Raw genomic sequence first — 24,958 nt, 5'->3', positions numbered from 1 at the left:
TTATGCTACGTACATCTATATGTCTCAATGGCGAGTGGGACTTCATGCCGCTCTATGACCAGCCGCGCAGCCGTGCGCTTCCGGAGAGACTGCAATACGAGGCCCGCAAAATACAGGTCCCATCAAGCTGGCGCTACAGCTATACTGCGCCTTCGGGCAGCAAATTCGGCGAAGTCGCCGAGTATCAGTTCCAGCCCTTCGATGTATACAGATACCCCGAGGAATGGAATGAAGCGGAAGCCGGGGTGCTTCACCGCTCCTTCCAGGTGCCGGAGACGATGCTAGGTCAGCGGATCGTACTGCGGTTCGAGGGCATTCTGCAAAAAGCGGCCATCTATCTGGACCGCGAGCGGCTTGCCGTCTGGGAGGACGGCTTCCTGCCCTTGCGGCTGGATATCACCGCGCTGGTGAAGCCCGGCCGGGAGCAGCAGCTCCATGTAGTCTGCGGCAGCTTCGACACGGCGGTGCTCCCCTCCGGGGAGACCAAAATCACCGGCCTCTCCGGCTCCTGGTTCGGCAGAATCGCCCGGGGGATCTGGCAGGATGTTGTACTGGAGGCCTATCCGCAGGTCTCGCTGGAGGACCTTACGATCCGCACCTCTGTCCGGCAGGGAAGGCTGGAAGTGGATGCTCTGATCAGCAGCGCTGAAGAAGATGGCCTCTCACCGGAAGGATTGCGGGTGCTCCTCCAGGTCAGAGAGCGGAAGTCCGGCGTTCCCGCCGCACTGGCAGAGCTGCCGCATCTGTCGCAGCCGCCGGCGTCCGCTCGGCCGCTGCCCGTCCTTGAAGCGGAAGCGGCAGTAACGCCCCGCCCTGCGGAGGCTGCGGCCGGGAAGCAGTTATGCGTCAATACCGGCAGCCGGGAGTGGGGCGGAGCGGCCTTCAGCCTGCCTTGGCAGGAGGCTATACTATGGAGCCCGGAATCCCCTGTCCTGTATGAGCTGGAGCTTGTGCTGCAAGCGGACGGTGAGATTCTGGACCGCCGGAGCGAGACCTTCGGCTTCCGGGAGTTCTGGTGCGAAGGTCCGCAATTTATGCTGAACGGGATTCCTGTTAATCTGCGGGGGGACTCCTGGCATTTTCAGGGGGCGGCCCAGCAGACAGAGGACTATATCCGTAACTGGTACCGGATGTGCCGGCAGGCGGGCATTAACAGCATCCGCCTGCATGCGCAGCCGTATCCGTCCGATTATCTGCGGATTGCCGATGAGGAGGGGATGCTGATTGTCGATGAGACGGCCATCTACGGCTCCAGCAAAAGCATGGATGCCGCCCACCCAGATTTCATAGGCAATTGCCGCGCGCATGTGCAGCGGCTGGTGCAGCGGGACAAGAATCACCCTTCGGTCATCCTGTGGAGTGTGCAGAACGAGATGCGCTGGGTGGACGGACGCGATCAATACAAGCAGCATATCCCCGGCCTGATTGAGCTGATGAAGGCGCTGGATGATACCCGTCCGGTCATGGTGGAGGGGGATAACCGCCTGGTCTCCAAGCAGCAGACCGAGGTAGAGAGCCGTCATTACAATATTGACGGCACCATCGCGCAGTGGGACCGGCAGGTTCCGCTCACCTTCGGCGAGCATGGCGGCTGGTGGTACATCTGCCCGCAGAACAGCAGCATGTACTCGGGAATGGAGGTATATAAGGATTCGGACGCAAGTGCTGCCGGACTGGCCCATAAGGAGCGGCTGTTCGTGGAATATGCACGGCGGCAAGGCGTATCAGGCATCTCTACCTTTAATTTTGTCCATTACTTCATGCGGGCGATGCCGGAGCAGGAGATCAAGCTGCCGCAGGCCGACCTGACCACACCCGGCCCCAAGCCTGCTGTAATTCCGGCCTATTCGCTTTCGCTGAACAACGGGCTGCTGCCGGAGGAGTATCCGGTCTACAGACCTAATCCGGCTTTTGCCATTATGGCCGCGGCCTTCAAGCCGGTGACCCTGATTGCTGCCGAATACAACCGCTGCTTCTTCGATGATGCGCCTATCTCCCGCAGCTTCGATGTCTATAACGATACGCTGTCAGCGCAGGAAGTGACGGTCGAATATGAAATTATGCAGGGCGGGCGCAGGCTACACAGCGAGACCTTCCGCTTCCGTCATGAGCCTGCTCAGCGCCGGAGCATCCGTTTGGAATGGATGCCGGAGGCTGTCTCCGGCGAAGAAGAAACCACGCTGTCCGCCCGGCTGTTCCATGGCGGCGAGCTGATGCATGAGCTTGAGGTAAGCTACCGGCTGGTGTCCGGGAGCTGCCGGACGGAGCCGGTAGAGATCGCCCTGTCCGCAGCCTACATCGGCTCAGACCGGGACTTCCAGGAGATTCATACGCTGGTGCCCGCGCTGGTCCGGGCAGAACCGGAAGCTATAGGGAAGCTTGCGGCCGGAACCCTGCTGATTGTCGGCAGCAAAATGCAGGATAAGGACGGGTCGCTTGACCGGAGGCTAAGGGGCTTCGTGCAGCGGGGCGGCCGGCTGCTGCTGCTGGAGCAGCTTCATCTCTCTCTTGGCAGGCTGCCGCTGACCCGCCGGGAATTCATCCGCGCACATGCCGGGGATTACGGGCATCCGGTGCTCCGGGGATTAGGCGCGGAGGACCTGATGTACTGGCATGAAGAGCTGCGCGAGGACGGGCCGCTGCCGATCATCCGGGCGGCGTTCGAGAAGCCGGTCACCGGCGACTTCACCCTGCTGCTGGAATGCAGCGCAGGGGACTTCGGAGACGGCGGCGATCTGTGGTCGCCGCTGCTCGAATACCGCAGCGGTGCGGGCATGTTCCTGGCGAATCAGCTGGAGATTATGGATCATCTCCAGCGGGTTCCCCAGGCCCTGCTGCTGCTGCGCAGCCTGCTGCAGTACGCGGGCCGCGCGGTCCACGCGGCCGCTCCCCCGGCTGCGCGATCCGCCGCAGCCGAGCCCGCCGCCGCCGCGCTGGCGCCAGCCGCGGCAAGGTCCGCTGCGGCCTGGGTCCGCAGCGGCGGAATGGCGGAGGCCTTGCTCAGCAAGCTCCGCCTCAAGGGCCACAGGCTGGACAGCGCCGCAGGCTTGTCCGGCCTGACCCCCGGCCTCCTCGTCGTGGAGGCCGCACTGCTGGGCGCGCCGGGCGCGGCGGAAGCCGTGCGCCAGGCGGCCCTGGCCGGCGGCAGCGTGCTGGTGCTGCCGGCAGAGCCCGGCGGGCAGGAGGCACTCGCCCGCCTGCTGGACGCTCCCGTGCGCATCGCGCCGCACGGGACGTATCATCTGGCGGCGGACTATGCGCACGCCGCCGTGCAGGGCATCAGCCCGGTCGACCTGTTCGGCTTCGACAAGGTGCATCTCTCGCCGCGGGATGTCGTCAACCGGGAGCTGGCCGGGTACAGGCTGGAGGTGCCGGACGCCGAGGTGCTGTGCACCAGCGTCGAAGGCACAGCCTGGAAGGACTATTTCGCCGGGCAGCATACGGCGGAATACAGCCGGCTGGCGCTGGTCGAGCTGAACCGCCGCCAGGCCGCTGCTCCCGGGGCCTTTGTGATCCGCCAGGCGGCCGGAGCAGGAGAAATCCTCTGCTCGCAGCTGCTCGCCGACCCGGACAGCGACAAAAGCCTCAGGCTCTACACCCGCCTGCTCGCCAATCTCGGCGCTGCTTTCGCCGATGAGCTGCTGCTCCATGATAAGGAGGCTGCGCAGTGGGCGGTGGAAGCAGCCATGACGCTCTTCTGTCCGCCGCACATCGACTATGAGGCGATGAAGGACTACTATACCGACCCTGAGTTCTCCCTGAACAATTTAGGGGAAGGCTTATACGGCTGGATGAAGAAAAAAGAACGCCGCCCGGACGGAACCTTCCTCATCCCCTCACCGGAAGGACGCCCTCTGTTCCTGAGCTGCTTCGTACACCTGCCGGAGACGGCGGATGCAGCCTTGGGCAGCGTGAGCAAGGGCGGCACAAGAACCGGCAGACTCCGGGTGAACTCGGCCTGTGCTTTTGAGATCTATATGAATGGCAGCCGCGTGCCTGAGCCTGAACAGGAGATTACGCTGGCCAGCGGGGTCAACCGCCTGATCGCCATCGTCCGGGGAGCGCAGGAGGATATTGCCTTCGGCATGGTATTCCTGAATACAGACGGCACGTATATGAATGATCTGGAGTTCCGCCTGACGATGGATGAGGTAGAGCCCAAATGAGTAAGAACAATCGAGAGGAGCAGGCAGATATGAACGCCAACGAACCGCTACCATCCGCATCATCCGTAGACCCATCTGTCGACGCACAGAGTAACCAGGCTGCAGAACCGCTTTATGAGAACAATATGCTTGCCCGTACTGCTGAGCTGGACCAGTATTTTGCCTTCAACGATGAGGCGAGGGAGGTGGAGTTCAAGCGGCATGATATGCCGACCCCCTGGCTGAACTATTTATCCAACGGGACCTTCCATACGATGCTGTCCCATGCGGGCGGCGGACTATCCTTCTATAAGTCTCCGCAAATCTGGCGGATTACCCGCTACCGGTTCTTCCATCTGCCCACCGACCGCTCCGGCCCGTATATTTACTTGCAGGATGCCGGAACAGGCAGCTACTGGTGTCCCACGTTTGAGCCGGCTTTTCAGAAGCCGCAGGAGTGGCGGAGCAGCCATGGCATGGGCTATACCCGGTTTGAAGCACAGGCGGATGAGCTGGCGGCGAAGACGGTTTATTTTGTCGGGCCCTATGAGAACTCGCTGATCTGGAATCTGACGCTGACGAACAATAGCAGTAAGGTCAAGGAGCTGAACGTGTATGCCTACGCCGAGTTTGGGATGATGGAATTCATGCGCGAGCTGCAATGGCAATGCTATAACAAGCATCAGGTCTCGGTGCAGTACCATGAGAAGGAAGCGCTGATCTACAAATACGGGGTGGAAAATCAGCCCAAGCCGGACGAAACCCCGCTCGTCTATATGATGTCCGATGCTCCGCTTGCCGGGTATGACGGAGACCGTGAGGAATTCATCGGCAGCTACCGCAGCGAATCCAATCCGGCTGCTATTGAGCAGGGGGGCTGCACCGGTTCGTCGATTCTGGGAGGTGACCCCTGCGGCGCACTCCAGGTCCGGGTAACGCTTGCGCCCGGTGAGACCCGCACCGTGAACTTCTTTCTGGGGACAGCGATGAATGAGGCCGAGATTGAACGCGCCATCGTCCATTCGCGGGAGGCGGATTTCGTCACCCGTTCCTACGCCGCGCTTCAGGAGAACTGGGAGCGTTACCTGGGGGCGTGGAATTGTGAGCTGCCGGATCGGGATGCGCAGCGTATGCTCAACACCTGGAATCCGTACCAGTCGCAGCGGAACTTCCTGTTCTCGCGCAATATTTCGTATTATGCCACCGGCACCTTCCGGGGCGTAGGCTACCGGGATACCGCTCAGGATATTCTGGCAGTCGTACCTTACGATCCTGAGGCCGCCAAGGATAAAGTCCGTCTGCTCCTCGGGCAGCAGTATCAGGACGGGCATGTGAATCATTACTTTTTCCCGAATGAGGGCTGGGACCCGGTGACCAGCATCCATTCGGATGATCACCTGTGGACGGCGCTGGCCGTATGGGACATTCTTGCCGAGACCGGGGACGCCTCATTCCTCCAGGAAAATATTCCGTTCTATGACGGCGGTGAAGCGCCGCTCTATGAACATTTGAAGCGGGCGGTGGATTTCACCGTCTCCCGTCTGGGACCGAACGGCTTCCCGCTGATGCTGCGCTCGGACTGGAATGACCAGCTTTTCCGCGTATGCCGTGAGGGCAGGGGAGAGAGTATCTGGACAGCGATGCAGTTCGGAACGGTGCTGCTGCGCATGAAGGATCTGGCGGCGGCCTCCGGTTACCCGGAGCATGCGGCTGACTATGACCGGCTCTACGGGGAGCAGAAGCAACTTGTGAACACGCTGGGCTGGGACGGGCAATGGTTCCGGCGGGCGGTGATGGATGACGGGCGTTATCTGGGTACCGCTGAGCATGAGGAGGCCCAGATCTGGCTCAATGCCCAGACCTGGGCGACCCTGTCCGGGATGGCTGAGCCTGACAAGGGGCTGAAGGCGATGGACAGTGTGTGCGACATTCTCGATACAGAGCTGGGCATCAAAAAACTGCATCCGTCGATCACCACCTTCCCCGATCCCGCCGATCCGTTAACCAACTATAACAAGGGAACCGGGGAGAACGGTGCCGTCTTCTGCCATGCCAACACTTGGGCGATTATTGCGGAGTGTATGCTGGGCAGAGGGGACCAGGCGTACAAATATTACCGCCAGCTGATCCCGAACATCGCCATGGAGCAGGCCGGAATCTGGCGTTACAAGGCGGAGCCGTATGTCTATGCCTCGAACCTGTTCGGGCCCGAGTCCGACAGATTCGGTCTGGCGAATGTATCCTGGCTGACCGGGACCGCCGCGTGGATGTATGTAGCCGCTACGCAGTATATCATGGGCATCAAGCCGGTGCTGGCCGGACTGTCCATTAACCCGTGCATCCCGTCTTCCTGGGAGGGCTTCTCCGTCACCCGGCGGTTCCGTGGCTGCGAGTATGAGATTACCGTGAAGAATAACAGCCATGTCTGCTCAGGCGTCCGGGAAATCCGGGTGGACGGCGAACGGCTCGAAGGAACAGTCATCCCCGCGTACCCGCACAAGCAATCAGTGAAAGTGGAAGTCATAATGTAGCTGCAGGCTGAACCAGAGTATATAAGCAGTATATAAAAAGTGTCCCGCCATCGGCTCCCAGTAGCGCCGGGCGGGACACTTTTTGGCGTTCTACGATCAGCCGGGTTGAATTAACAAGGAACTGTGTGGTCAGGGCCCCACCGCTTATAATCGCTGGATCAATGAAGTGTATAAATCCCTTTGAATCTACTATGAGTGGACGCTATGCTGTAATGAGGTGCACAAGTGTACTTGAATTAGCTGAAAGCCGGAAAGTGGAAAGTGTTACTGTTAGTGACGTTAAACAAATTCATATTCCTAGCTGCCACTCCGCTCGAACGCCCTCATTAACCTCATTATCTCCATCAATTCCCAAGCGCCCTCCCTAACCCGCACTTCCTTCATCCGCTTCCCAGCAAGCCATACCCTTTCTCCACACCAACCCTCTTTCCCTAAAAATCAGGCTTGTCTCCGGGTTTACTTTTACGCTCTGCGTGGTATAGTATAGGTATAAGTTGCATTGAGGAAATATAGTTGTATTATTGCAACAATGATTATCATTCTCACTTATCTCTCAGTTATGTTTTTCTGGCCACCACTTTCAATCGTTTCATTATTCCAGTCATTATCCTCAACTCCATACCTATTCAACATGCTGTCCCGGCTTAGCCGGGGCAGCATGTGTCATTTTAAGGGTGTTAATAATGGCTCTCATTCTCAAAGCATGCTGCTTATACCCGCATTAACTACAATCAGGAAGGTGATCTATTATGCAAGCAACCTCGAAATCAATGCCCAAATCCGCCGCGCGCCAGGGTGGAGCGCAGCAGCCCCGGACACCGGAGCCGCGCCGCTTCGATCCGCTGGCGATGCTCGGCAACTCCGAAATGCAGGCCGCGCTCGGCAGCGGACTGCTCATGCTGACCGCCTGGGCGGTCAGCGGCTGGTCGGAGGTGCTGTCCGTCCTGCTCTATGTGATCTCCTACACGCTGGGCGGCTGGGTGAAGGCGAAGGAAGGCGTCGAGACGCTGGTCAAGGAACGTGATCTGGACGTCAATCTGCTGATGATTGCCGCCGCCCTGGGCGCAGCCTCGATCGGCTACTGGAATGAAGGAGCGATGCTGATCTTCATCTTTGCTCTGAGCGGAGCGCTGGAGAGCTACACCATGGAGCGCAGCAAGAAGGATATCTCCTCTCTGCTGGCGCTTAAGCCAGCTACCGCTGTACGCATCGAGCAGGGAGCGATGAGTGAGGTTACTATCGACCAGCTTATGCTTGGTGACCTGCTGCTGGTCCGTCCGGGTGAGCTGGTTCCCGCAGACGGCAAGGTCTGCCGTGGTGAGTCCTCCGTTAACCAGGCCTCGATCACCGGCGAATCGCTACCTGTAGACAAGAACCCGGGCAGTGAAGTATTCGCAGGTACAGTCAACGGGGAAGGGCCTCTATATATAGAAGTGACGAAGACAGCTGAGAATACGCTGTTCGCCAAAATCATCCGCATGGTGGAAGAGGCTGAGAATGAAGTTCCTGATTCCCAGCGGTTTATCAAACGTCTTGAATCCGTCTATGCCCGTGTCGTGGTCGCGGCAACCGTGCTGCTGATCGCGCTGCCGCCGTTCCTGCTGGACTGGAGCTGGAGCAATACGTTCTACAAAGCAATGGTCTTCCTGGTCGTGGCTTCGCCTTGTGCGCTTGTATCCTCCATTATGCCGGCTATGCTGTCAGCGATATCCAAAAGCGCCCGCAAAGGCATCCTGTTCAAAGGCGGGGTTCACCTGGAGAATATGGCGCGGACCTCGGTGGTGGCTTTTGACAAGACAGGTACTCTGACTGAAGGTGTCCCTCAGGTTACAGATTTCATTGCTGGAGCTGGTTATGAACGGGAAGAGCTGCTCTCGATCAGCGCCTCCATCGAGAAGCTGTCAGGCCATCCGCTGGCAGAGGCAGTTGTTGCACTGGCAGAGACAGAGGGGATCACGCTGCGGGAGGTAGCTGAGAGCAGATCCGTCACGGGCTGGGGCATTGAAGGCGTCATTGATGGGCATCTCTGGCGGATCGGCAAGTCGAACCTGCTGGATGAAGAGACTGGTGCTATACAGCAGTCCGGGGCTGACGACTGGAGCGTACAACGCAGCAGGCTGGAGCAGGAGGGCAAAACCGTCTCGCTCATTATGGACGGTGATACCGTTGCCGGAATGATCGCGCTGCAGGATACCGTGCGCTCCCAGGCGGCTGCTGCCGTGCGCAAGCTTCATGATCTCGGGATCAAGGTAGCGATGCTGACCGGGGACCGCGAGGCCACGGCGCAGGTGATTGCCGGGAAGGCGGGCGTAGATCTGGTGTTCGCCGGACTTTTGCCGGAGGATAAGGTCACGCATGTCAAAGCACTCCGCGAGCAATACGGCCATGTCATTATGGTAGGTGACGGGGTGAATGATGCGCCCGCGCTGGCTACGGCAACAGTCGGGATGGGCATGGGCATGAAGGGCAGCGGCGCGGCGCTGGAGGTTGCCGATGTGGTGCTGATGAATGACAATATTGAAGAGATTGCCGGAACCGTAGCCTTGGCCCGCCGGACGCAGCGGATTGTGAAGCAGAATATGATATTTGCGGTGACGGTGATTGCGGCGCTGATGGTCAGCAACTTTGTGCAGGGAATTGCACTGCCGTTCGGTGTGGTGGGTCATGAAGGCAGCACCATTCTCGTCATTCTTAACGGATTGCGACTGCTGCGCTAATTTTGATTGTTTAAAATTGAATTGTTCACAAAATGGAACGTTTACATCGTGTCTGGCGTATTGACAATACCCCTTAAGGTGATCATAATAAATACTACATTATAATTATTTTAAATAAGGAATGGCGCTTCAGCCACCCATCTCAAGGGGGATACTATCATGTACAAATCGATTATTGTCGGTACCGGACCGGCCGGATTGACAGCTGCTATATACCTGGCGCGGGCTAACCTGAGCCCGCTCGTGATTGAAGGTCCGCAACCGGGCGGACAGCTTACGACCACAACGGAGATCGAGAACTTCCCGGGCTTCCCGGAAGGTATTCTGGGTCCTGATCTGATGGACAATATGCGCAAGCAGGCTGAACGCTTCGGCGCTCAGTTTGTAACCGGCTGGGTGAACAGTGTGGAGCTCGGCGAACGTCCGTTCAAGCTGAATGTAGAAGGCATGGGTACACTGGTGACCGATACCCTGATTATCTCTACCGGTGCAACAGCGAAGTACCTCGGTATTCCCGGCGAGCAGGATAATGTCGGACGCGGAGTCAGCACTTGTGCGACGTGTGACGGCTTCTTTTTCCGGGGCAAAGAGATTGTGGTGGTCGGCGGCGGCGATTCCGCACTGGAGGAAGCAGGCTTCCTGACCCGGTTCGCTTCCAAAGTAACGCTGGTGCACCGCCGTGATGAGCTGCGGGCCTCCAAGATCATGCAGGATCGTGTCCGCGACAATGCCAAAGTGTCCTGGGCGCTGAACCGTACCCCTGTAGAGGTGATTGCCGGCGACAAAGGCGTAACCGGACTGAAGGTGGTCAACAACGAGACCGGCGAGGAAGAGTTTATTGAAGCGAGCGGCGTATTTGTGGCCGTGGGCCATCATCCGAACACGGCGTTCCTCGGCGGACAGATCACTACGGATGCGAACGGCTATATCGTATCGAATCCCGGAACCTCCGAGACGAACATTCCCGGCGTATTCGCTTGCGGCGACGTTCAGGATACCCGTTACAGACAGGCAATTACAGCTGCAGGCAGCGGATGTATGGCGGCTATGGATGCCGAGAAATATATCGAGAGTCTGGAGCACAGCGCAGTAATGATGTAACCTCAGCATTTGGTCCCGCAGGGGTGCCGGTGCTACAATAGAGCTAAGATACTGAACCAATTAGGAGGAAATCATACTATGGAGAATGTTATTGTCTACACTTCAACCAACTGCCCGCATTGCCGTCAGGTGAAGAGCTTCCTGAGCGATAAAGGCGTAGCCTACGAAGAACGCAACATCGAGCAGAACGATGAGTACGCCCAGCAGGTATGGGATATGGGCATGAGAGCGGTGCCGATTACCGTCATCGGCGACACCAAGATTGTCGGCATGAACAAGACCAAGTTCGACAAAGCCTTGGCTGCAATGGAGTAATTAGCTGAATGAATTGAAGAGCATACAGAGGCCGCTTCCCGCAGGGAGGCGGTTTTTTGATACCGCCCTTAAAAAGGACGGCATAGCCGTGTCCACTTGGTGTTGCTGCGGGGCGAGGGTGCATGGATCGAAGGTATGTGAAAAACCCGATACAATGTTCCAAAGCGATAGAGAAAACAGCCGGGCGCCAAGCAATTACAGAGTCTCCAGCTTGGCGCCCGGTTCATCAGGTAAAAGACATTACAAGCTGAAAGACTGCATAGACGGCAACGCCGCCGGCAATAAGCATGAATCCTGATTTCTTCCGCGACTGGAACAGCCGCAGGACACCCAGGCTGATGAGCGGTGCAATGATGATCAGCAGCAGCAGCACGGTAACAAACATTCTTGCTGAGATATCAGACGTATCAACATAGGTCATGGATGGTCTCTCCATTTCAGAACAAGGAGTATGGTGATAAATGTCACACAAGTATCCTTATTATATAGGATAGCTTCTCCTTTTAGAGCAGAAAATGTTGCTGAAAATGCGGCGATTTTACGTCAATTCGTCTAGAGGGTGACCCGGATATTGCCGAGAAAGTGCATCACTGCCGAAAATCCTGCGCCGATCATCGTTCCGCGGCCCCCGAGGGTGGAGAAGGTAATCTCCAGCTGCTGCTTGTGATAGGGCAGCGTACGCTCGGCGACCACCCGGCGCAGCGGCTCGCCGAGCCATGGCTCGGCCTCCGATAATGCGCCGCCGATCACGATCAGCTCGGGGTTGAAGCTGTTGATCAGGTTGGTTACGCCGATGCCGAGATACTCGCCGATGGAATTCAGATGGTGCAGTGTTTCCTCATGGCCCTCCAGCGCATACCGGACCAGTCCGGTGGTGGTGCGGGCCGGGAGGGAGAGGCCGGGGTTATCGTAGGTTTTCTCGGAGGCATACAGCTCCCAGCAGCCCCGGCTGCCGCAGCTGCAGGGCTTGCCCTCCGCTTCAATCGTCATATGCCCGGTCTCGCCGGCATAGCCGCGTGCTCCCTTATACAGCTCACCGCCGATGATGATCCCCGACCCGATCCCCGAGCCGGCACTGATGTACAGCAGATGGCGGACATCGCGCGCCGCCCCGAAGTTCAGCTCGCCCTGCGCGCCTGCATTGGCTTCATTGTCAATGGTGACGGGCACCTCGAAGGCGCTTTCGAGAATGGACCGCAGGTCCACCATCTCCCAGCCCAGGTTGGGCGCGAACAGGACGACACCTTGTTCATCAACCATACCCGGTACGCCGACACCGATGCCGACCAGGCCGTAGGGGGAAGGGGGAGCGGCAGCAATCAGCGCGGAGATCATCTGCTGCATCTGCTCCAGCACATACGGGAAGTCATGAGCCTCCAGTACACTCTCCTGTTCATGCAGAATACCGCCTCCAAGGTTACAGAGCACGGCCTTCAGCTGCTTCACACGCAGCTCGATCCCGATGACGCTGCCGGCCATTTCATTGAAATGCAGCATCAGCGGCTTGCGTCCCCCGCTCGATTCCCCGGGCCCGGCTTCAGTTACCAGCTCCTGCCCGCATAGCTCGGCTACGAGGTTCGACACGGTGGCTTTGTTAAGGCCTGTCATCTCGGACACCTTCGCCCGGGAGACCGGGGATTGCGTACGAATCGTATGTAGAATAATTGATTTATTGATCTTTTTGACCAGCGCCTGATCACCGGTAACTTTCAAGAAGCACACTTCCTTTTACGAAATTGTTGATCGTCCGGTCTGCTGATCGGCGGCATATAACACTGGGAAAAGCCGTTGTTTCAGGATAGAACCGATAAATTAAGGGGCCATGCGCAGGGGAGGCGGTACGCCCTGAGGCTGACTCTCCGCTGCGCGGGTATGCCACCTAGTCTAGAATGAAGAGCGCAAAAATGCAACACCAATCGGGGAGAATGGGGCACAGACAGGGCCGGAAAATAAAAATAAAAAAACTTTGTTTAACCAATATACAAAGTCAAAAAGATGTGTTAAGATGTTGCTGTAAACGCTTGCGGATAAAGCGAATATTGAGGAGGATTTTACAAATGGCTTATTTTGAAACAGTGAGCAAGGTCTCTTATGAGGGAAGCCGTTCCACCAACCCGTATTCATTCAAATTCTACAACCCGAAAGAAATCGTAGCCGGCAAAACGATGGAAGAGCATCTGAAATTTGCAATGGCCTACTGGCATACACTTACCGCTGGCGGTTCCGACCCGTTCGGTGCCGAAACAGCCGTCCGCGCCTGGGACAAGCTGAGCACACTGGATAAAGCTAAAGCCCGTGCGGAAGCCGCTTTTGAATTCATGGAGAAGATGGATCTGCAGTACTACTGCTTCCATGATGTGGACATCGCTCCTGAAGGCGCGTCCCTGCGTGAATTCTACAGCAACATCGATACGATCGTAGACATCCTTGAACAAGGTATGAAATCCTCCGGCAAAAAGCTGCTGTGGAACACGGCCAACATGTTCACCAACCCGCGCTACATGCACGGTGCAGGCTCCACTTGCAACGCTGACGTATACGCACACGCTGCTGCACAAGTGAAGAAGGGTCTGGAAGTGGGTAAACGTCTGGGCGCTGACAACTATGTGTTCTGGGGCGGCCGCGAAGGTTATGAGACACTGCTGAACACTAACATGCAGCTTGAGCAGGACAACATTGCCCGCCTGTTCAGCATGGCTGTTGATTATGCGAAGGAAATCGGCTTCGACGGACAATTCCTGATCGAGCCTAAGCCGAAAGAGCCTACCAAGCACCAATATGACTTCGACGCAGCAACCTGCATCGCGTTCCTGCAGAAGTACAACCTGGATAAGCACTTCAAGCTGAACCTTGAAGCGAACCATGCTACACTGGCTGGCCACACGTTCGAGCATGAACTGCATGTAGCCCGCATCAACGGTATGCTTGGATCACTCGATGCGAACCAGGGCGATCCGCTGCTGGGCTGGGATACTGACGAATTCCCTGCAAGCATCTACGATGCTACACTGACTCTGTATGAAGTACTGAAGAACGATGGACTGGGCAAAGGCGGAATCAACTTCGACTCCAAGGTACGCCGTCCTTCCTTCGAGCCTGAGGATCTGTTCCTGGCACACATCTCCGGTATGGACGTATACGCTAAGGGCCTGAAGGTAGCTGCCAAGCTGCTGGAAGACGGCGTATTCGAGAACTTCATCGCTGAGCGTTACAGCAGCTTCAACGAAGGCGTTGGCGCTGACATCGTATCCGGCAAGGCTACTCTGGCTTCGCTTGCTGACTACGCGCTGAACAACGAGAATCCTCGTCCGAACAAGTCCGGCCGCCAGGAGCTGCTGAGAGCTACATTGAACCAGTACATCCTGACTGTTGAGTAAGATCAGATAATACACGCAACGGGGGTTGCTGAAGAGAGCATTCTTCGGCAGCCCCCTTTTTTCATACTGATTGGATACTGAAATGGCAGAGTTCCTGCGGAGTAGGGAGTCGTGAGTGTATTTTGTGCAATAGAATGCGCTGCTTTCGCTGGAAAATAGCATTCTGCTGTATTTCGTACAACAGATGCTAGAGGATCACGTACAAAACAGCCTTATCAGGAAAATCTAATGTACAAAGTGCAATCGCCTGCGGTTTTCGGCCGATGTAAGTGGAATCTATTGCAGGGAATACAATTGCCGCCTTACGGTGCGGAGAAGGTTCATTAGATGTAATGCTTCATAATAACTAAGCGTATGCTTACGAAGCGAGTTTTGCTTGAAGTGAATACAGGATGCGGGCCCCCCGCAAAACTTTTAGGAGGCTAACTATGAAATATGTAATCGGTGTCGATCTGGGAACCAGCGCGGTAAAGACTGTACTGGTTGATCCCCAGGGCAAGGTGGCGTTCGAGCACTCGGAAGCGTATCCGCTCAGCAGACCGCAGCCGAACTGGAGCGAGCAGAATCCGGAGGATTGGGTCAAAGGAACGATTGCCAGCCTCAAGCGCCTGATGGAGGTATCCGGTGCGGAGCCTTCGCAGATTGACGGCATCAGCTTCTCGGGCCAAATGCACGGGCTGGTGCTTGTAGACGGTGAAGGCCAGGCACTGCGTCCGGCCATTCTGTGGAATGATACGCGGACTACGGCGCAATGCCGCAAGATTGAGCAGGCGCTGGGCGGCAAGCTGATCGATATCGCCCGCAACCGCGCGCTGGAAGGCTTCACCCTGCCGAAGATTCTGTGGGTGCAGGAGAATGAGCCGGAGGTGCTTGCCAAGGCAGAGGTCTTCCTGCTGCCGAAGGACTACGTGCGTTACCACCTGACTGGTGATTACGCGATGGATTACTCGGATGCGGCCGGAACCCTGCTGCTGGATGTAGGTGCGAAGCAGTGGAGCGCTGAGATTGCTGAAGCCTTCAATCTTCCGCTCTCCATCTGTCCGCGGCTGGTGGAATCGTTCGACCAGACGGGAACCCTGCTGCCTGAGATTGCCGCAGCCTCCGGCCTGCTGCCAACCACCCGGGTATACGCCGGCGGTGCCGACAATGCCTGCGGTGCGCTGGGTGCCGGGATTCTGGGCGAAGGCCGGACGATGTGCAGCATCGGAACTTCTGGTGTTGTGTTGTCCTATGAGAGCAACAAGGATCTTAACCTGGAAGGCAAGGTCCACTTCTTCAACCACAGTGAGAAGGATGCCTTCTATATTATGGGCGTCACTCTGGCGGCAGGACACAGCCTGACCTGGTTCAAGGAGACCTTTGCCGCAGACAAGAGCTTCGACGAGCTGCTGCAGGGCGTGAACGAGATTCCGGCCGGAAGCAGCGGGCTCCTGTTCACCCCTTACATCAGCGGCGAACGTACACCGCACCCGGATGCGAACATCCGCGGCAGCTTTATCGGCATGGATTCCGGGCATACTCTGTCCCACTTCACCCGTGCTGTGCTGGAGGGCATTACGTTCTCGCTGCGTGAATCGATTGAGATTGTCCGCGAATCCGGCAAAGCGATCACTGAGGTTGTGGCGATCGGCGGCGGGGCCAAGAATGAAGCCTGGCTGCAGATGCAGGCTGATATCTTCGGCGCTTCGATCATCAAGCTGGAGAGCGAGCAGGGCCCGGCAATGGGCGCAGCGATGCTGGCCGCTTATGGCGCCGGCTGGTTCGGCTCTCTGGGCGAGTGCGCAGAAGCCTTCATCCGTCCAGCTGAGGTCTACACCCCGAATGCGGAGCAGGCTGCCTTATACGATGGCATCTTCGCCCTGTACCAGGATGTTTACACCCAGACCCGCGAGCTGAACGGGAAGCTGGCCTCATACCGCAAATAAGACTTGAATACGGTTAGGAAGGTCTGCCATCCTGTATAGGGTGGCAGATATTTGTTTCTGGTAATCGAAAAACCGATCACATTCGGCGCTAGGTGGGCGTGTGGACCAAATGTAGTCGGTTCTGTGATTGTGTCATTCAATAACAGCTTGAAGGAGGGTCCGTATTGATCAAGGTACTGATAGTGGATGATGAGCCCAAGCTGAGAGAAGGATTGCGCACCCTGATTCCGTGGGAGGAGTACGGGTATTCCGTGGCGGCGACGGCAGCTAACGGGTATGAAGCTCTGGACAGGTTCCGTGAGCTGGCGCCTCAGCTTGTGATCGCTGATATCCGGATGCCCGGCATGACCGGGCTGGAGCTGATTGCCGAGCTGCGCAGCCTCAGCCCCGCCTGCCATGTGCTGATTCTCAGCGGCTATGCCGACTTTGAATATGCGAAGCAGGCGATATCCTATCACATCGACGGGTATCTGCTCAAGCCGGTCGATGAGGAGGAATTAATCAGCTATCTGCAAGAGATGAGGCAGAAGATCCGCCTGGGGGAGCGCGGCGGCAGCCCGGCTCCGGACCCGGCAAGAGCAGTGGAGGTGCTGGTGCTTGAGCTGCTGCAGTCCGGGCAAGCCGGAGCCGCTGCGGACAAGCTGGGGCTGACCGGCAGCTGCGAGGTGATTCTGCTGGAGCTAACCGGGCTGCACAAGGGTGAGGATGCCCGGGAAGAGCAGGTGAGGCGGCAACTGGAGCAGCATTGGCAGGAGCAGGAGGCCCGCGGCTTCTTCTTCACTCTGTCCCCGTATATGGGCATTCTGCTGAAGCAGCCGCTACCGGATGATTGCGCCCGGGCCGCGCTGTGGCAGGAGCTGCACCGGCTGGTGTCGCAGGAAGGGCTGGAGTTCCTGGCGGCAGCGGGCGGTCCGGCGGACAGGCTGGAGGAGGCCCGTCAGTCACTTCAGACGGCGCGCGCAAGACTGGAGGATGCCTTCTTCGGGCAGAAGAAGGCGCTGCTCAGCGGACAGCCGGACCCCTGGAATGAGCCGGCGGACAGGCCGGGAGATCCGGGGGAGGAGCCGGACCCTGAGCGCGATCTGGAGATGCAGCTGCTGCTGGCGGTGGAGGCCGGGAGCAGCGGGGCAGCCCGGGAGCTGACCCTGCAGATTATCCGCCAGCTCGTCCATACCCGGCGGGAGGAGAGCTATATCAAGGATCAGCTGCTGCGGATCGTCAGCAGTACGATCGCCCGCCTGGAGGCGGCGAATCCCGAATTACGCCCGCTGATTGCCGGTCAGGCCTCGCCGATGGGCGAGGTATACAGCAGCGGGTATCTGCATGATGCCGAGCGGCTGGTCTCCGGCTATATGGAGCAGATTGCGCGGCTGGCAGGCAGCGGCAGCGGACGGGGAGATGAGATCAAGCGGATCACGGATCTGATCCAGCGCCGGTATAATGAGAATCTGAAGCTGGGTACCCTGGCGGAGGTGTTCAATTATAACAGCGCCTATTTGGGCAAAATGTTCAAAACACAGGTGGGCGAGCATTTCAATACGTACCTGGACAAGGTGCGGATTGAGAAGGCCAAGCAGCTCCTGGCCCAAGGCATGAAGGTCTATGAGGTAGCGGAGCAGGTCGGATACATGAACGCCGATTACTTCAACGCCAAGTTCCGCAAGTATGTCGGCGTCTCGCCAAGCGCGTTCCGCAAGGAGAATTAAGATCAGGCAGGCTGTCCCCGTCCGGCAGAGGATAAGGGGGCAGCCTGTTTGACGCGGAGAGAAGTCCTGCTCTGAATCCTGCTTCAAGTCCAACTGATCCTTCACGCCGGGGGACAGGTTATAATACACGTATACCGAAAGGGGGAGGCTGCTATCAAACGGCTGGTGCGGATGGTCAATAATATGAAGCTGAAATACAAGCTGATTTTTTTCTATATCATTGTCGTAATGATCCCTGTGCTGATTGCCGGATTCATTCTGACGAATTATTTCCGTGAGGGGGCATTGAACCGGGCGATTGCCCAGGCCACCAACAACGTGGACAAAATCAAAAGCCAGCTGGCCAGCAAGCTGCGTGTGCCTACAGATATTTCGAATCTGCTCTACTTCAACGAGGAGCTGGAGAAGCTGGTCAATACGCAGTACTCAGGCATTCTGGAGCTGACCAAGGCTTACCTGGACTATACAGATTTCAAGGAGTATGTGCTGCGGTACCGGGAAATCTCCAATATCCGCTTCTTCATCGATAATCCCACGCTGGTGGACGATATGTCGATCGCGCCGGTCACTCCAGAGATTTTGAAGAAGAGCTGGTATGTCAAGGCGATGCAGACCAATCAGATCTACTGGATGTATATTCCTGACAAGGAGCCCCAGATCATCAGCCCTAAAGGAACCATCAACAAGCTGAGCCTGGTCCGCCAGGTTCCCTATCTCGAATACAGCAAATCCGGGGTGTTGATGGTCCAGGTGGCGCAGGATGAACTGAATCAGATGCTCTATCAGGAGCCGTTCGACACCCTCGTAATCGATGAGCAGGGTTATATAGTGGCGGCCAAGAACCCGATGCTGGTGGGCAGCACCGTGGACGCTTATGATCTGGGCATGGATGTGCAGTCGAAGGAGAAGGGCGTATTCACCGCCGAGGTGAAAAATATGGACTCCTACGTCATTATCGATGAGATCGTCCCTGCCCTGAGTGTCAGCAAGCTGAAGATTGTGTCGGTCTTCGAGACCAAAAGCATTCTGAATGATGCCAACAAGGTGAGCAAGCTTGGCCTGATCATCGTCTTCGGTGTGCTGCTCGTGGCGCTTGCACTGGTGTACACGATCTCGCTCTTGACGACCAACCGGCTGCTGCGGCTGAGCCGCCAGCTCAATCAGGTAGCGCTTGGTAATCTGAACGCTGTCTCCCGTATTGACGGGACGGATGAGATCGGCCAGCTGTCGCGGCAGTTCAATTACATGGTGTCCAGCATCAACCAGCTGATCAGCCAGGTCATTGAGAGCAATGAGAAGAACAGCACCCTGGAGATTGCCCAGCGGGAGATTAAGCTGAAGATGATGGCCAGCCAGATTCATCCGCATTTCCTGTTCAATGCGCTGGAATCGATCCGCATGAATGCCCATCTCAAGGGTGAGAAGGAGATTGCGAATATCGTCCGGCAGCTCGGCAAGCTGATGCGCAAGAACCTGGAAGTGGGCCGGGAGCGGGCGCCGCTTAAGGAAGAGGTCGAGATGATCCGCTCCTATCTGGAGATTCAGAAGTTCCGCTATGAGGACAGGCTGGAATATGAGATCGCCTTCGATGCCGGAGCCGCCGAAGTAATGCTCCCGCCGCTGATTATCCAGCCGCTGGTCGAGAATTCGGTCGTCCATGGCCTGGAGAACAAGGAAGGTACGGTCCATGTGAGCATCGCCATTACGCTGAACGGGAATAAGGAGGTCCAGGTGGTCGTGCAGGATGACGGGATCGGCATGACAGAAGAACGGCTGGCTGCAATTATGGAAGTAATTACGAAGACGGAGGAAGAGGAGCACGGGCGGATCGGACTGCGCAATGTGCAGCAGCGGCTGACCCTGTATTACGGGGAGGCGCATGGGCTTAGAATTACCAGCCGGGAAGGGGAAGGAACACAGATATCCTTCTCAGTGCCGGTGGACAGTGAATGGAGGGCTTAGAAGGTAACGGGCGGGGGAATGACTAATTTTTATAGGTTTTTACGTGAAATCTGTTGGGTATTCTCACTCCGGGGGCTGGGATAAGATAAGGGTATCAAGAACGAAGGGGGAGCAATAGATGTGAAAGCGCTAACGGATAAAGGCGTGACACCGAATGAAAGCGTAACCCCCAGCCCGCCCGCGAGGCCCGGCAGCGGATTCTGGCACAGCGTAGTGCAGCAAAAATACTTATATCTCATGTCTCTTCCATTCGTGATCTGGGTATTTATCTTCAGCTACGTGCCCTTATGGGGATGGCTTATGGCCTTCCAGAATTATAAACCGGTCAAATCCTTCAGCGAGCAGAAATGGGTGGGACTGGATAACTTCAAAGAGCTGTTCCAGGATGAGCGCTTCTATCTGGTATTAAGAAATACACTGGCGATGAGTATGCTGGGACTGATCTTCGGATTCGTGGTTCCCATCCTGTTCGCTGTACTGCTCAATGAGCTGCGGGGCAATATGTTCAAGCGGACGGTCCAGACGATTTCTTACCTGCCGCACTTTGTATCCTGGGTTGTTGTCGGCGGGATTGTCTACAAGACACTCGCAATCGACGGAGGGATTGTGAATGACCTGCTGATGTGGCTGAATATCATTGATGAGCCGATCCAGTTCATGGCGAAGGGAAGGTATTTCTGGGGCATTCTGACGGCTGCCGACCTGTGGAAGGAAACAGGCTGGAACGCAATCATCTATTTGGCAGCGATTACAGGCATCGACAAGGAGCTGTATGAAGCGGCCAAAGTGGACGGTGCAGGCCGGGTCAAGCAAATGATCAACATCACATTGCCGGGGATCCGCACCACCATCACTGTTCTGCTGATTATGTCAATTGGCCATCTGGTCGGGATCGGCTTCGAGAAGCAGTTCCAGCTCCAGAACAATATGGTGACCGATTATTCCGAAGTCCTCGATTTGTATGCGCTTAAATACGGGATTCAGATCGGACGGTTCTCCTACGGTACAGCCATAAGTATCTTCACCTCGGTCGTCAGCGTCATCCTGCTGCTGATAGCCAACGGTGTCATGAAGAAGGTTACCAAAGAGAGCATTATGTAAGGAGGGGAGCACAGATGAGCAGCAAGGCATTTCAAATGACAAAAGGTGAAAAAGCGTTCGATATCTTCCTGTACATCGTAATGGGACTGATCATGATTGTGACACTGTATCCCTTCCTGAACGTGCTGGCGATCTCATTCAATGAATCCACAGACACGGTCCGGGGCGGCATCTATATCTTCCCGCGAGTATGGACCCTGGAGAACTATCAGCGGATCTTCAGCTATACCGGCTTGATTCAAGGCTTCAAAATTTCGGTGCTGCGCACCGTGTCCGGGACCATTCTCGGTCTGGTCAGCGCCTCGATGCTGGCGTTTACCCTGAGCCGTCCGGAATTCAGAGCCCGGAAGTTCGTCTCTTATTTCCTGGCGCTGACCATGTACTTCTCCGGTGGCATGGTGCCGATGTACATTCTGATGAGAGACCTGAACCTGATCGGAACGTTCTGGATTTACATTTTGCCGGGTGCGATTTCAGCATTCAACGTGTTCGTCATCCGCTCCTTCATGGATGGGCTGCCGTTCGCGCTGCAGGAATCCGCCAAGCTGGATGGAGCCAACGATTTCATGATCTTTTACAGAATCATCATTCCGCTTTGCAAGCCAGTCCTGGCCACGATTGCGTTGTTCCTCTCGGTAGGGCAATGGAATGAATGGTTCACAACCTATTTGTACAACGGCAACAAGCCGCACCTGACTACGCTGCAATACGAGCTGATGAAGGTCTTAGCCAGCACCAACCAGGGCAGCGGCATGGTGAACGCGAATGATATGGCCCAGAAGATGGCCCAGATCTCGCCGGAATCGATTAAGATGGCGATTACCATCGTGGTTACGGTACCGATCCTTGTGGTGTATCCGTTCCTGCAGAAGTATTTTGTCAGCGGCATGACGCTTGGGGCAGTTAAGGCTTAGGGGAACCATGGTATATTCAGGCCTAGCCTGATATGCATAGATAATAATATGATGAGATAAGGGGGCAACACAATGAACCGCAAAAGCACCAAAACGGTCTTCACCCTCATGTTACTGAGTGCGATGCTGATCTCCGGTTGTGGAAGCGATGCCAATAACGGTGCCAACAAAACGACTCCTAACAACAAAGATAATACACCTTCAGCTACAAATGCAGGGGATGATACCGCACTGGATACCTCTCCGGTTACGTTCACCTTCTTCGGTGCAGATGCCAGTCCGAACTGGAACAAGATGCAGGACGATGTCGGCAAAGCGATTACAGAGAAGACGGGCGTCAGCCTGGAAGCTGAATTCGATGTAGGCAGCGGCGGCGGTGACCAGAAGATTGCGATGATGGCGGCGAGCGGGGATGTGCCTGACCTGATTTTTGCCAAAGGAAGTCTGAGCACTCTGGTGGATGCCGGCCTGATTATTGATATGACCGATCTGATTGATAAATATGCTCCGAACCTGAAGAAGGTCTACGGCGAGAACATGAACCGGCTGAAGTATAGCCTGGATGACCAGAGTATCTATCAGATTCCTACGAATGTAGGGGTGGATCAGCAGTCCTTCGACGCCACAGGCGGGTTCGAGATTCAGCACCGTGTCCTCAAAGAGCTGGGTTATCCGAAAATTCGTACGGTAGCAGATTTCGAGAAGGTGCTTAAGGATTATGTCGCCAAGCATCCAGAAACCGACGGGCAGCCGACCATTCCGCTGACGCTGAATGCCGATGACTGGAAGATCATGATCACCGTGACGAACCCGGCCTTCATTACGACAGGGGCACCGGATGACGGGGAGTATTATGTGGACCCTGAGACCTTTGAAGCCAAGCTGCACTACAAACGCCCGGAAGAGAAGGAATATTTCCGCTGGCTGAACGGCATGTATAACCAGGGACTGCTGGACAAAGACACCTTCGTGCAAAAAGATGACCAATACAAGGCGAAGGTAGCCAGCGGACGCGTGCTCGGTCTGATCTCCCAGGAATGGGAGTACCAGGATGGCGAGAATGCGCTGAAGGCGGCAGGTAAGGATGAATACACCTACGGACACTTCCCGGTTACTATGAGCGAGGAATATAAGGATCATTCGTTCATGCGGACAGGGATCGACGGCTACGGCATTGCCATTACTACAGCGGCCAAAGATCCGGAGCGGATCATCAAATGGCTCGACTGGATGTCCTCGGATGAAGGCCAGGTGCTGAGAAACTGGGGAGTTGAAGGCAAACACTATACGGTAAGCGCTGACGGCAAACGTGAGATGCTGCCTGAGATCCGCGACGGACTGGCTAACGATACTGCAAACACTCAGAAGAATACCGGGATCGGCCAGTACCTGATCTTCGGCGCACGCTATGGCGACGGGGTCAAGGACCCAACCGACAACTACTACACGACCAGCTTCCCGGAACAGATCGTAGCTTCTTACTCTGAAGCCGAGAAGGAATCCCTTGCCGGATATAATGCGACCACCTGGAAGGATCTGTTCCCGAAGGAGGATGAATTCCCGGTTAAGGAGACAGGCGCCCTGTATAACCTGCCGGTTCCAACAGACGGCCAGTATCAGGTCATCTTCAAAAAGACGCAGGATATTGTGCGCAAGCGCATCCCGGAAGCGATCCTGTCCAAACCGGGCGATTTCGATAAAGTCTATGACAGCTTCCTGGCGGAGCTGGACAAAGCCGGAGCCCAGGACATGGAGAAGGAATTCACCGAGCTGGTGAAGAAGAGAGTGTCCCTGTGGACGGGGAAGAACCTGTAAACTAATCAGTGAGATATGAATAGGATGCACCTGCTATGAAGCCTGCCGCTTCCCGGAGATTTTACCGGGGGGCGGCTTGTTTGTTATGATAGTGGGGATGATTGGAGTTGTAAACGCAGGATCACAGGCATCTACTATAGAGTGTGTGCTGAATGCCTTGATCCATGATATAGATTGCGGGAGGCGCGCGGAGAATATGGCGAAGAGGAAGAGACATCTGTCACTGATCAAGAGTGTGCTTGGAATCATGGTGGTGTGTGCAGCAATACCGCCTGTAACCTACTGGGGATACGAGGTGGCCTCAGCCGCAGGCAGTGCGGCCGTGCTGCATTCCACCAGTGATATGACGCAGCGGCTGGCCGGAGCGATGAGCAACCGCAGAGAGACAATCACCTTCACCTATCAGGGCAAGACATCGAAGCTGAAAAGCGACGTACAGACGGCGATTAACCAGGCGATGGCGAGCGATCCGTATCTCTATTACATTATCGACAGCTATGCCTTCTCTTACCAAGGGAGTGCGCGCTCGGTCCAGGTGACGGTCCAGATGGCGTACCGGGAGACGCTGCAGCAGACCGCCTACGTGAATAAGCAGGTGAAGGCGATTCTGCAGCAGATCATTACACCCGGAATGACCAGTCACCAGAAGGTCAAGGCGATTCACGACTGGGTGGTGCTGAATCTTCAATACGATCACACGCACCGCAAATATACCGCGTATGAAGCACTTCAGACCGGAAGTGCGGTCTGCCAGGGCTATACGCTGCTAACCTATAAGCTGCTATGGGGAGCGGGGATTCCGAACCGGATCGTGGAGGGGACAGCCAGATCAGAAGACGGCGTGGTCCAGTCCCATGCCTGGAATCTCGTACAGCTGAACGGAACCTGGTACCACCTGGATACGACCTGGGATGATCCCGATCCAAGTCCGGAGAATGGAATCAGTACCGTATATTACATGCGGACAGATAAGCAGATGCGCGCGGACCATAGCTGGACCAAATCTTATCCGGCTGCATCGATCCGTTATGCGGATACGCTGTCTAAGCTGGTCAAACAAGGAGGCCAGGCAGCGGAAGGATACCGAAAGCTGCAGGAGGAGCTGAATTACGGGCTGTATGAGGAGGGACAGGTGATCTCTTCCGCAGGGCAAGTGAAGCAGCTGGCTGAAGCTGCGGCAGGCGCAGGCAAGCAGTCGCTCCTGTTCCGTTACCGGGGAAGCGACAAACTGCTGAGGCAGGACCTTCAAGTGCTCTATGAGCTGGGACTGAACAACCTGGCCTTCAACAGTTCGCCGTTTGAGGATACCGGAGATCTCAAGGTGTACGTCACCTGGAAATGAAGCGGCG

Annotated in this window: 15 protein-coding genes; 13 read left to right on the top strand and 2 right to left on the bottom strand. The window is 56.3% G+C overall.

Going from position 1 to position 24,958, the window contains the following annotated elements; genetic code table 11:
• Positions 1 to 2: 2 nt before the first annotated feature.
• From K1558_RS18165 to K1558_RS18145, 5 genes are all read left to right on the top strand, one after another.
• Positions 3 to 4,166 (top strand): glycoside hydrolase family 2 TIM barrel-domain containing protein, encoded by a 4,164-nt coding sequence (locus K1558_RS18165; RefSeq protein WP_238653065.1) that lies wholly within the window; start codon positions 3 to 5, stop codon positions 4,164 to 4,166.
• Positions 4,163 to 6,676 (top strand): GH36-type glycosyl hydrolase domain-containing protein, encoded by a 2,514-nt coding sequence (locus K1558_RS18160; protein WP_238653064.1) that lies wholly within the window; start codon positions 4,163 to 4,165, stop codon positions 6,674 to 6,676. Before K1558_RS18165 ends, K1558_RS18160 begins: the two co-directional genes overlap by 4 nt.
• Before the next feature lie 749 nt (positions 6,677 to 7,425).
• A complete protein-coding gene (locus K1558_RS18155) occupies positions 7,426 to 9,393 on the top strand; it encodes a heavy metal translocating P-type ATPase (RefSeq protein WP_238653063.1) in 1,968 nt (655 codons plus the stop codon).
• A 159-nt stretch (positions 9,394 to 9,552) separates the two neighbouring features.
• Positions 9,553 to 10,494 (top strand): thioredoxin-disulfide reductase, encoded by a 942-nt coding sequence (gene trxB, locus K1558_RS18150; RefSeq protein WP_238653062.1) that lies wholly within the window; start codon positions 9,553 to 9,555, stop codon positions 10,492 to 10,494.
• 78 nt (positions 10,495 to 10,572) lie between these two features.
• Complete coding sequence (locus K1558_RS18145) at positions 10,573 to 10,809, top strand: glutaredoxin family protein (RefSeq protein WP_238653061.1); 237 nt, start codon at positions 10,573 to 10,575, stop codon at positions 10,807 to 10,809.
• Positions 10,810 to 11,035: 226 nt separating this feature from the next.
• Here the strand turns inward: K1558_RS18145 and K1558_RS18140 are convergent, their stop codons facing one another.
• Both K1558_RS18140 and K1558_RS18135 read right to left on the bottom strand, forming a co-directional pair.
• Positions 11,036 to 11,230: a hypothetical protein gene (locus K1558_RS18140; protein WP_238653060.1), complete on the bottom strand. Its 195-nt coding sequence runs from the start codon at positions 11,228 to 11,230 to the stop codon at positions 11,036 to 11,038.
• Positions 11,231 to 11,361: 131 nt separating this feature from the next.
• Positions 11,362 to 12,522 carry an ROK family transcriptional regulator gene (locus K1558_RS18135; protein WP_238653059.1) on the bottom strand — a complete coding sequence of 387 codons (1,161 nt, stop codon included), beginning with the start codon at positions 12,520 to 12,522 and terminating at the stop codon, positions 11,362 to 11,364.
• Positions 12,523 to 12,866: 344 nt separating this feature from the next.
• On the opposite strand from K1558_RS18135, the gene xylA reads away from it, so the two are divergent.
• The 8 genes from xylA (at position 12,867) to K1558_RS18095 (ending at position 24,951) form a co-directional block, all read left to right on the top strand.
• On the top strand, positions 12,867 to 14,186 hold the full coding sequence (gene xylA, locus K1558_RS18130; RefSeq protein ID WP_238653058.1) for a xylose isomerase: 1,320 nt from the start codon (positions 12,867 to 12,869) through the stop codon (positions 14,184 to 14,186).
• A gap of 428 nt (positions 14,187 to 14,614) precedes the next feature.
• Complete coding sequence (xylB, locus tag K1558_RS18125; RefSeq protein WP_238653057.1) at positions 14,615 to 16,111, top strand: xylulokinase; 1,497 nt, start codon at positions 14,615 to 14,617, stop codon at positions 16,109 to 16,111.
• 164 nt (positions 16,112 to 16,275) lie between these two features.
• On the top strand, positions 16,276 to 17,817 hold the full coding sequence (locus K1558_RS18120; RefSeq protein WP_238653056.1) for a response regulator transcription factor: 1,542 nt from the start codon (positions 16,276 to 16,278) through the stop codon (positions 17,815 to 17,817).
• A 183-nt stretch (positions 17,818 to 18,000) separates the two neighbouring features.
• The gene (locus K1558_RS18115; RefSeq protein WP_238653055.1) at positions 18,001 to 19,779 is read left to right on the top strand and encodes a sensor histidine kinase; all 1,779 of its coding nucleotides are present in this window, start codon (positions 18,001 to 18,003) and stop codon (positions 19,777 to 19,779) included.
• A 144-nt stretch (positions 19,780 to 19,923) separates the two neighbouring features.
• A complete protein-coding gene (locus K1558_RS18110; RefSeq protein WP_420800445.1) occupies positions 19,924 to 20,880 on the top strand; it encodes an ABC transporter permease in 957 nt (318 codons plus the stop codon).
• A gap of 14 nt (positions 20,881 to 20,894) precedes the next feature.
• The gene (locus tag K1558_RS18105; protein ID WP_238653053.1) at positions 20,895 to 21,794 is read left to right on the top strand and encodes a carbohydrate ABC transporter permease; all 900 of its coding nucleotides are present in this window, start codon (positions 20,895 to 20,897) and stop codon (positions 21,792 to 21,794) included.
• A gap of 72 nt (positions 21,795 to 21,866) precedes the next feature.
• Positions 21,867 to 23,609 carry an ABC transporter substrate-binding protein gene (locus K1558_RS18100; RefSeq protein WP_238653052.1) on the top strand — a complete coding sequence of 581 codons (1,743 nt, stop codon included), beginning with the start codon at positions 21,867 to 21,869 and terminating at the stop codon, positions 23,607 to 23,609.
• Positions 23,610 to 23,805: 196 nt separating this feature from the next.
• On the top strand, positions 23,806 to 24,951 hold the full coding sequence (locus K1558_RS18095) for a transglutaminase domain-containing protein (protein WP_238653051.1): 1,146 nt from the start codon (positions 23,806 to 23,808) through the stop codon (positions 24,949 to 24,951).
• Positions 24,952 to 24,958: the final 7 nt, after the last annotated feature.

It is taken from the genome of Paenibacillus piscarius (assembly GCF_022234545.1).
Taxonomy (GTDB): Bacteria; Bacillota; Bacilli; order Paenibacillales; family Paenibacillaceae; genus Paenibacillus_AQ; species Paenibacillus_AQ piscarius.
Note: the sequence above shows the minus strand (reverse complement) of the source record. Positions and strands in the feature narration are given on the sequence as shown.